Origin of the sequence: Halomonas shengliensis (assembly GCF_900104135.1) — a bacterium.
Lineage (GTDB): Bacteria > Pseudomonadota > Gammaproteobacteria > Pseudomonadales > Halomonadaceae > Halomonas > Halomonas shengliensis.
The window spans coordinates 23854-33487 of sequence record NZ_FNIV01000004.1 but is presented as its reverse complement, the minus strand read 5'-3'; the positions used below and the strand labels follow the sequence as shown (position 1 = coordinate 33487).

The 9634-nt window shown below is 69.0% G+C and carries 7 protein-coding genes and 2 tRNA genes; 2 read left to right on the top strand and 7 right to left on the bottom strand.

Annotated features, from left to right (window positions below):
- Position 1 precedes the first annotated feature (1 nt).
- A tRNA-Leu gene (locus BLP95_RS07045) sits at positions 2–88 on the top strand.
- Between the two features lie 88 nt (positions 89–176).
- On the opposite strand, the gene BLP95_RS07040 is transcribed toward BLP95_RS07045, so the two are convergent.
- Positions 177–1040, bottom strand: coding sequence for a DNA/RNA non-specific endonuclease (locus BLP95_RS07040; RefSeq protein ID WP_176760246.1), 864 nt, complete (start codon positions 1038–1040; stop codon positions 177–179).
- A 60-nt stretch (positions 1041–1100) separates the two neighbouring features.
- A complete protein-coding gene (locus BLP95_RS07035) occupies positions 1101–1376 on the bottom strand; it encodes an Lrp/AsnC family transcriptional regulator (RefSeq protein ID WP_023004511.1) in 276 nt (91 codons plus the stop codon).
- A 284-nt stretch (positions 1377–1660) separates the two neighbouring features.
- Here BLP95_RS07035 and BLP95_RS07030 point away from each other — a divergent pair, with 284 nt between their 5' ends.
- Positions 1661–1975, top strand: a complete 315-nt coding sequence (locus BLP95_RS07030; protein ID WP_089677703.1) for a high-potential iron-sulfur protein — start codon at positions 1661–1663, stop codon at positions 1973–1975.
- A gap of 160 nt (positions 1976–2135) precedes the next feature.
- On the opposite strand, the gene BLP95_RS07025 is transcribed toward BLP95_RS07030, so the two are convergent.
- The 5 genes from BLP95_RS07025 to BLP95_RS07005 form a co-directional block, all read right to left on the bottom strand.
- Complete coding sequence (locus tag BLP95_RS07025; protein ID WP_089677701.1) at positions 2136–3695, bottom strand: SpoVR family protein; 1560 nt, start codon at positions 3693–3695, stop codon at positions 2136–2138.
- A 27-nt stretch (positions 3696–3722) separates the two neighbouring features.
- On the bottom strand, positions 3723–5012 hold the full coding sequence (locus BLP95_RS07020) for a YeaH/YhbH family protein (RefSeq protein WP_089677698.1): 1290 nt from the start codon (positions 5010–5012) through the stop codon (positions 3723–3725).
- Between the two features lie 169 nt (positions 5013–5181).
- Entirely contained in the window at positions 5182–7104 is a 1923-nt protein-coding gene (locus BLP95_RS07015; RefSeq protein WP_089677696.1) for a PrkA family serine protein kinase, read from the bottom strand.
- A 242-nt stretch (positions 7105–7346) separates the two neighbouring features.
- A complete protein-coding gene (locus tag BLP95_RS07010) occupies positions 7347–9359 on the bottom strand; it encodes an NADPH-dependent 2,4-dienoyl-CoA reductase (RefSeq protein ID WP_089677694.1) in 2013 nt (670 codons plus the stop codon).
- Between the two features lie 196 nt (positions 9360–9555).
- Positions 9556–9632 (bottom strand) — tRNA-Asp (locus tag BLP95_RS07005).
- Positions 9633–9634 lie beyond the last annotated feature (2 nt).

Here is a 9634-nt window from a genome sequence, read left to right as displayed (position 1 = left end):
CGCCCAGGTGGCGGAATTGGTAGACGCGCTAGCTTCAGGTGCTAGTGTCCTTACGGACGTGGAGGTTCAAGTCCTCTCCTGGGCACCACTCTTCGCGTCATGCAGGCTAAGAACAGACGATACCCACAGGAAACCGCGACCGTGATCGCGGTTTTTTTGTGCCTGCTCGATACGAGCTACTCGAAACGCCCGGGACGGTTCGCGACCTCCTCCAGGGCCCAGCCGCGGGTGCTCACCCCTCCCTCCAGCGCCTCGGCGGCGCCCTCGGGCAGCCGCGGGAAGAAGTCGAGCCCGGTGCGCGCCTCGATCGCATCGATGCTGACCAGGAAATCGTCCAGCGGCTCGTCGCCCCGCACCCCCTGGGGCATCAGGAAGGCCAGGGCCAGGGGCCGCTCCCCCGGCACCACCAGGATCTTGTAGAAGGCTTCCGGCACCTCCACCAGACCCACCCGGTTGAAGACGTTGTCGAGGAAGCGCTCGGGAAACACCGGCCCGGTGATCACCTGCAGCTCGCCGAGGCGCGGCGCGAAGTGATCCATCACCGCCTCCTCCAGGCGCTGCCACAGCCGCCGGTTGAGGTCGGGGCGCTGGGGGCTCATGTTGCTCATGTAGAAGGTATCGCGCTGGGCCCCGCGCCCATGCACCGCGGCGATGGCGTAGTTGGGCGCCAGGTGGCCGCGGTCGAAGCCGCTGCCGGCGTAGTGGTCGGCGCCGATGGGCCACAGGGTGCGCCAGTCCGCCCGGAAGTCGGGGCGCGCCCCGATGCGGGCGTCGCCCACCGGCGCGACGCGATAGCCGACCCACAGCGCATTGACCCGCACATCGGACCAGCCGAGCAGGAAGCCGTCGTTGCGCAGCACGCGGTGGAAGCTGAGCGGCGAGGGCTCCTGCCACTCGGGCACCCCCATCCACACCAGGGCGTCGCGCAGCTCGCGCTCCTGGAGATGCCAGAGGCCCGCGGCGACCGCCACGAACAGCAGGGAAACGGCGAGACGGCGCAGCGGGCGACCGCGGCGCCGGCGAGGCAAACGACGACTCATCCTTGACCGGCTTCCTGGGGACGAAGGGCTGGGTGGCCGCGGGACGCGGCGGCGGGCGGGCTACCAGCCCAGCGAGAACATGGTCTCGAGATCGTGGCGGGAGTGCACCTGCATGGCGTTGAGGGTCTCGGTGTCGCGGATGCCCTCCACGGCGTTGAGGCGACCGGTGACCAGCTCGGCGAGGCTCTCGAAGTCGCGGGTGCGCGCGATGGCCACCAGGTCGTAGCGGCCACAGGTGGAGTAGACCTCACTGATCCCCTCCACATCGGCCAGGCGCTCGGCCACCGCCTTCACCTGCCCCTTCTCGGCGTTGATCAGGATCACGGCATTCTGCATCGGGCTCTCTCCGGCATTCGCCCCGAGGGGCGCGTGAACGGCGGACGGCGACGGCCGCCCGGTGGTGGCAGGAGTATACCAGCGCCGGCGGGAGGGAAGAATCTCCCCGGCGCGCCCGCCGCGACGAGGTGTCGCAGGCAGGGAGTCGCGCCACCGGGCGGGCTCGACTAGCATGAGGAAGAACTCCGCCGGCCGCCGGCTGTCGGAACCTCGAGAGGTGGCCCACCACCCCCTGACGGGCAAGCGCCCGACCGTGACCGGAAACGCAACGAGAAGGAGATCCCATGGCCAACCATAGCCGCCGCGACTTCATGCGCCACAGCCTGATGGGCGTCGCCGCCCTGCCGCTGGGCGCCGGCATCCTCTCCAGCAAGGCGTTCGCCCAGGACCTGCCGCCGCTGGATCCCTCCGCGGAGCAGGCCCAGGCGCTGAACTACGTGGAGAACGCCGCCGATGCCGCCGACCACCCCGCCTATGCGGAGGGGGAGCGCTGCGACAACTGCATGTTCTTCCAGGCCGACACCAACGGCTGCCAGCTCTTCCCGCAAAACAGCGTGGCGCCGGGCGGCTGGTGCCAGTCCTGGACCGCCCAGAGCTGAGGCCGGGGCGACTCCGGTCGCCCACCGCCGCCTAACGAGGACCCGCGCCATGGCGCGGGTCCTGTCGTTCCGGATCGGGGAAGGCACAGCGGATCAGGCGCGCTCGCGCTCGGTGTCCTCGTCGGGCAGCGGCCACTGACGGCGAGAGGGGCGCACCGAGTCAGGCGCGCTCGCGCTCGGTGTCCTCGTCGGGCAGCGGCCACTGGTAGCGGCGCACCACATGGTCGTCATGCACCGACTCCAGGCGCACGGGGAAGCCCCACAGCTGGTGCAGGTGGCGGATCACCGGGTAGACGCTGCGCGCCAGGGGGCGGCGGTCGTCCTGGACGTGGCGCAGGGTCAGCGAGCGATCGCCACGGATGTCCGCCGAGTAGACCTGGATGTTGGGCTCGCGCACCGACAGCGCGTACTGGGCGGCCAGCGCTTCGCGGATGCGCCGGTAGCCGCGCTCGTCGTGGATCGCCGCCACCTCCAGCATCTCCTCCTGGTCGTCATCCACCAGCATGAACAGCTTGAGGTCGCGGATCACCTTGGGCGAGAGGAACTGCTGGATGAAGGACTCGTCCTTGAAGTTGCGCATGGCGAACTCCAGGGTCTCGCGCCAGTCGCTGCCGGCGGTGTCGGGGAACCAGCGGCGGTCCTCCTCGGTGGGCGCCTCGCAGATGCGCCGGAGGTCGGTGAAGATGGCGAAGCCCAGCGCATAGGGGTTGATGCCGTTGAACCAGGGGCTGTCGAAGGCGGGCTGCTGGACCACCGCGGTGTGGGACTGCAGGAACTCCAGCATCAGTCCCTCGTCCACCGCGCCATCATCAAAGAGGCGGTTCATCAGGGTGTAGTGCCAGAAGGTGGCCCACCCCTCGTTCATCACCTGGGTCTGGCGCTGGGGATAGAAGTACTGCGCCAGCTTGCGCACGATACGCACCACCTCGCGCTGCCACGGCGCCAGCAGCGGGGCGTTCTTCTCGATGAAGTAGAGCAGGTTCTCCTGGGGCTCCGGCGGGTAGCGGCCGCCGGCGTGCAGGCCCAGCGGGTCCTCCGTATCCTGCTCGTCGCCGAGCGCCTCCGGCGAGGGGCGACCGGGGATGGTGCGCCATAGCATGTTGACCTGGGCCTGGAGGTGCTCCTCACGCTCCTTCTGGCGGCGCGCCTCCTCGGCGGCGGAGATCGGCGAGGGGCGCTTGTAGCGGTCGACGCCGTAGTTCTGCAGGGCGTGGCAGGCATCGAGCAGCTGCTCCACCGCGGCGACGCCGTGACGCTCCTCGCACTCGGCGATGTACTTCCGCGCGAACACCAGGTAGTCGATGATCGAGCTGGCGTCGGTCCAGGTGCGGAACAGGTAGTTGCCCTTGAAGAAGGAGTTGTGGCCGTAGCAGGCGTGGGCCATCACCAGCACCTGCATCATCAGGGTGTTCTCCTCCATCAGGTAGGCGATGCAGGGGTCGGAGTTGATCACCAGCTCGTAGGCCAGCCCCATCTGGCCGCGGCGATAGGCCTGCTCCACGGCCAGGAACTGCTTGCCGAAGGACCAGTGGTGGTAGCCCACCGGCATGCCCACGCTGGCGTAGGCGTCCATCATCTGCTCGGAGGTGATCACCTCGATCTGGTTGGGGTAGGTGTCGAGGCGATACTCGTCCGCCAGCCGCGCGATCTCGCGCTCGAACTCGGCGAGCACCTCGAAGTTCCAGTCGGAGCCCGTGGCGATGGGCTTGCGTCGGGTCATGGGACCTCCTCGGCCTGGTGCCGGCACTCAACCGCCGGCCATTCGGCGCTTGAACAGCTCGCGGAACACGGGGTAGATGTCGCCGGCCTCGACGATCTGGCGCATGGCGAAGCGCGCCGGGAACTCGGCGGCCACCGTCTCGTACTCCTCCCACAGCGCCTGGTGGGCATGGGGGGTGATCTCCACGTAGGTGAAGTACTGCAGGCGCGGCATCAGCCGCTTGACCAGCAGGTCGCGGCAGGCCACCGAGTCGTCGTCCCAGTTGTCGCCGTCCGAGGCCTGGGCCACGTAGAGGTTCCACTGCCCCGGCGGGTAGCGCGCCTCGATGATCTCGTCGACCAGGGTGAGGGCGCTGGAGACGATGGTGCCGCCGGTCTCCCGGGAGTAGAAGAACTCCTCCTCGTCCACCTCGCGGGCGGCGGTGTGGTGACGCACGAAGACCAGCTCGACCTTCTCGTAGTTGCGCTCCAGGAACAGGTAGAGCAGCAGGAAGAAGCGCTTGGCGATGTCCTTGTGGCCCTGGGTCATGGAGCCGGAGACGTCCATCACGCAGAACATCACCGCCTTGCTGGAGGGTTGCGGCTGGTTGACCAGGTGGTTGTAGCGCAGGTCGTAGGTATCGATGAAGGGCACCGCCTCCAGGCGCTTCTCTAGGCGCTCCACCTCGGCCTTGAGCTCGGCGATGCGCGCCGGGTTGCGCAGCACCGGGTCCTTGCGCTCCTCGGCCTCCAGCGCCTCGCGGGCCTCGCGCAGGGCGCGACGGATCGGGGCGCGCATGGCGATGCGTCGGGCGTGGGCCTCGCGCATGGAGCGCACGATGTTGATCCGCGCCGGCACCCCCTCCCGGGAGACCCCGGCGCGCACCGGACGCACCTCGTCGAGGTCCACCAGGTTCTTGCGCTCCAGGTGGGGCAGCTCCAGGCCGTCGAAGACGAAGTCGAGGAACTCCTCCCGGGAGAGGGTGAAGGCGAACTCGTCGACCCCCTCTCCCTGGTTGGAGGCGCCGCCCTCCCCCGCGCCATCACCGCCACCCCCGCCGCCGCCGGGGCGGCGCAGGCGATCCCCCTCGACGAACTCCTTGTTGCCGGGGGCGACGATGCGCCGCCTGCCGCCGGCACCGTGCTGGAAGACCGGCTCGGAGATGTCGCGCGCGGGGATCGAAACCTTCTCGCCACGCTCCATGTCGGTGATCGAGCGGCGGTTGACCGCCTCCTCCACCGAGCGCTTGATATGGGTGCGGTAGCGGTCGAGGAAGCGCTGGCGGTTGACCGCGCTCTTGTGCTTGGCGTTGGCCCGTCGATCGATAAAGTAGCTCATGCTCTCACCCTCGGCGCCGGTGTGTCTCGGCTGTTGCAGTGGCCTGCGGCTTCTCGGCGACAGGGGGGTGCGGACACGCAGTGAACCCCTCCTTGGGCACTCGCTTTTCCATCCCTGACAACGATGTCCCTCTTCCCCTGTCCCCGTGCCGCGGGTCGAGCACAGCCGGCTACTGGGACTTGCGCACCCGCAGGTACCACTCGGAGAGCAGGCGGACCTGCTTCTCGGTGTAGCCACGCTCCTTCATGCGCGCCACGAAGTCCTCGTGCTTCTTCTGGTCGGCGCTGGAGGCCTTGGCGTTGAAGGAGATCACCGGCAGCAGCTCCTCGGTGTTGGCGAACATCTTGTGCTCGATCACTCCACGCAGCTTCTCGTAGGACTGCCAGCTGGGGTTCATGCCGTTGTTCTGGGCACGCGCCCGCAGCACGAAGTTGACCACCTCGTGGCGGAAGTCCTTGGGATTGGAGATGCCGGCCGGCTTCTCGATCTTCTCCAGTTCCTCGTTCAGGGCCTGGCGGTCGAGGAACTCGCCGGTCTCGGGGTCGCGGTACTCCTGGTCCTGGATCCAGAAGTCGGCGTAGGTGACGTAGCGGTCGAAGATGTTCTGGCCGTACTCGGAGTAGGACTCCAGGTAGGCGGTCTGGATCTCCTTGCCGATGAAGTCGACGTAGCGTGGCGCCAGGTACTCCTTGATGAAGCGCAGGTAGCGCTCGAAGGTCTCCCGGGGCAGCTGCTCCTGCTCCAGGCGCTGCTCCAGCACGTAGAGCAGGTGCACCGGGTTGGCGGCCACCTCGTGGCTGTCGAAGTTGAACACCTTGGAGAGGATCTTGAAGGCGAAGCGGGTGGAGAGGCCATCCATGCCCTCGTCGACCCCGGCGGCGTCGCGGTACTCCTGGATCGACTTGGCCTTGGGGTCGGTGTCCTTGAGGTTCTCGCCGTCATAGACCCGCATCTTCGAATAGATGCTGGAGTTCTCCGGCTCCTTGAGCCGCGAGAGCACCGAGAACTGGGCGAGCATGCGCAGGGTATCCGGGGCGCAGGGCGCCTCGGCCAGCGACGAGTGCTCGAGCAGCTTCTCGTAGATCTTGACCTCCTCGGAGACGCGCAGGCAGTAGGGCACCTTGACGATGTAGACGCGGTCGAGGAAGGCCTCGTTGTTGCGGTTGTTACGGAAGGTCTGCCACTCGCTCTCGTTGGAGTGGGCCAGCACGACGCCCTCGAAGGGAATCGCCCCCATGCCCTCGGTGGGGTTGTAGTTGCCCTCCTGGGTGGCGGTCAGCAGCGGATGCAGCACCTTGATGGGCGCCTTGAACATCTCCACGAACTCCATCAGCCCCTGGTTGGCCTTGCACAGGCCACCAGAGAAGCTGTAGGCGTCGGGGTCGTCCTGGGAGTGCAGCTCGAGCTGGCGGATGTCCACCTTGCCCACCAGCGAGGAGATGTCCTGGTTGTTCTCGTCACCGGGCTCGGTCTTGGAGATGGCGACCTGGTTGAGCCGCGAGGGGTAGAGGCGCACCACCCGGAACTGGCTGATGTCGCCGCCATACTCCTTGAGGCGCTTGGCCGCCCAGGGGGACATCACGCTCTTCAGGTAGCGCCGCGGGATGCCGTACTCCTTCTCCAGCAGCTCGCCGTCCTCCTCCGGCGAGAACAGCCCCAGCGGCGACTCGAACACCGGGGAGTCCTTGATGGCGTAGAAGGGCACGCGCTCCATCAGCAGCTTGAGCCGCTCGGCCAGCGACGACTTGCCGCCGCCCACCGGCCCCAGCAGGTAGAGGATCTGCTTGCGCTCCTCGAGGCCCTGAGCGGCGTGACGGAAGTAGGCGACGATCTGCTCGATCGCCTCCTCCATGCCGTAGAACTCCGAGAAGGCCGGGTAGCGGCGGATCACCTTGTTGGAGAAGATGCGCGACAGCCGCGGATCCTTGGCCGTGTCGATGACCTCCGGCTCGCCGATCGCCTGGAGCATGCGCTCGGCGGCCGAGGCGTAGGCCATCGGCTCCTCGCGACACAGCTCCAGGTACTCCGGCAGGCTCATCTCCTCCTGCTGGGTGCGGGCGAAACGGTTCTGCACATGGTCGAAGATGCTCATCGATGCCTCCTTAAGCCCGATGGCTCGGCGCCGGGGCGGGGCGCGCGAGGACAGGGTCACCCTCAGCGTAGCCAGGCGCCGCTCCCGGGAGCGGACCATCCGTCAACGTTCGGGCCTATCCTCTGAGAGCCTGTGCCGTGGCAGGGGTTCGCTGAATCCTGTGCCGATCCATTCAACGCAGCGGGCCCGCCACCCCTCGATGGCGGGCCCGCGGGGCCAGGGCGTGGCGAGGAAGGGCGCGCTCAGAGGGCGGCGGCCACCCGCGTGCCCTGATCGATGGCGCGCTTGGCATCGAGCTCGGCGGGCTCGTCCGCGCCGCCGATCCGATGCACCTCGACCCCGGCGGCGCGCAGCGGCGCCTCGAGCTCACGCACCGGCTCCTGGCCGGCGCAGACCACCACGCAATCGACCTCGAGCAGGCGCGGCTCGCCCTGGTGGCGGATATGCAGGCCCGCCGCGTCGATGCGCAGGTACTCGCAGCCGGCCAGGGTCTCGACACCGCGCTGGCGCAGCGAGGCGCGATGCACCCAGCCGGTGGTCTTGCCGAGCCCCTTGCCCGGCTTGCTGGCCTTGCGCTGCAGCAGGAAGACCCGGCGCGGCACCTCCGGGGGACGGGGGGCGGCCAGCCCACCCGGAGTGGCGACCGAGAGGTCGACCCCCCACTCCGCGCACCAGGCGTCGCGGTCCAGCGCCGGTCGGTCAGCGTGGGTCAGAAGCTCCGCCACGTCGAAGCCGATGCCGCCGGCGCCGATGATCGCCACCCGCGGGCCAACCCGCTCCGGATGGCGGATCGCCGTGGGGTAGTCGAGCACCTCAGGGCGCTCGCTGCCGGGCAGCGTGAGGCGCCGCGGACGCACGCCGCTGGCCAGCACCACGGCGTCGAAGCCGGCCAGGGTCGCCGCCTCGGCCTCGCGGCCGAGGTGCACCGTCACGCCGTGGCGGTCGAGCATCACCCGGAAGTAGCGCAGGGTCTCGGCGAACTCCTCCTTGCCGGGGATCTGGCGGGCCAGGTGGAACTGTCCGCCCAGTTCGGCGCCACGCTCGAAGAGGGTCACCGCATGGCCGCGGCGGGCCGCGGTCAGCGCCGCGGCGAGCCCCGCCGGCCCGCCGCCCACCACGGCGATGCGCCGGGGCTCGGCGGCGGGGTTGATCACAAGCTCGGTCTCGTGGCCGGCGCGCGGATTGACCAGGCAGGAGGTGATGCGGCCGGCGAAGGTGTGGTCGAGGCAGGCCTGGTTGCAGGCGATGCAGGTGTTGATCTCCTCGCTGCGCCCGGCGGCGGCCTTGCTCACCCAGGCGGGGTCGGCCAGGAAGGGGCGCGTCATGGAGACCATGTCGGCCTCCCCCGCGGCCAGCACGCGCTCGGCGACCTCCGGCATGTTGATGCGGTTGGTGGCGATCAGTGGCAGTCCCACCTCGCCGCGCAGGCGCCGGGTCACCGCGGTGAAGGCCGCCCGCGGCACGCTGGTGACGATGGTGGGGACGCGCGCCTCGTGCCAGCCGATGCCGCTGTTGAGCGCATCGGCGCCAGCGGCCTCGATGGCCCTGGCCAGCGCCACCACCTCGTCATGGGTGCTGCCCTCCTCCACCAGGTCGATCAGGGAGAGGCGGAAGATCACCAGGAAGTCGTCGCCCACCGCCGCGCGGATGCGCCGAACCACCTCCACCGGGAAGCGGATGCGGTTGGCAAAGCTGCCGCCCCAGGCGTCGTCGCGATGGTTGGTTCGCCGACAGATGAACTGGTTGATCAGGTACCCCTCGGAGCCCATCACCTCCACGCCGTCGTAGCCGGCCCGCTTCGCCAGCACCGCGCATCGCACATAGTCCTCGATCTGGCTTTCCACCTCCTCGCCGGTCAGCGCCCGGGGGACGGCGGGGTTGATCGGCGCCTGGAGCGCCGAGGGGGCCACCGGCGCAGGCGTGTAGGCGTAGCGGCCGGCGTGGAGGATCTGCAGGCAGATCCGCCCGCCCTCGCCGTGCACCGCCTCCACCACCCGGCGGTGGTCGGCCAGCGGCGCCTCGTCCTGCAGGGTCGCCGCGCCGTGGAACACCGCCCCCTCGGGGTTGGGGGCGATGCCGCCGGTGACGATCAGCCCCACGCCCTCGCGCACCCGCTCGGCGTAGAAGGCCGCCAGGCGCGCGAACCCCCCGGTCGCCTCCTCCAGGTTGGTGTGCATGGAGCCCATCAGCACGCGGTTGGGCAGGCTCAGGTGGCCAAGCGTCATGGGCTGGAAGAGGTGGGGATAGGCGGTCATGGCGCGGCTCCGGGCATCAGGGACGTGGTGGTCGGCATGCATTCAAACAACTGTATGATAGTTGACCGGGACGTGCAAAGCCGGCAGGCAGGGAGAACACGGAGGGGCGCATCGGGCAGGCGACGGCAAGGCGGCGGGCGCGCACACGAAGAAGCCCCGAGCATGGCTCGGGGCTTCAGGAATTCGTGGCGAACGATGGCGGACCGGACGGGACTCGAACCCGCGACCTCCGGCGTGACAGGCCGGCATTCTAACCAACTGAACTACCGGTCCGC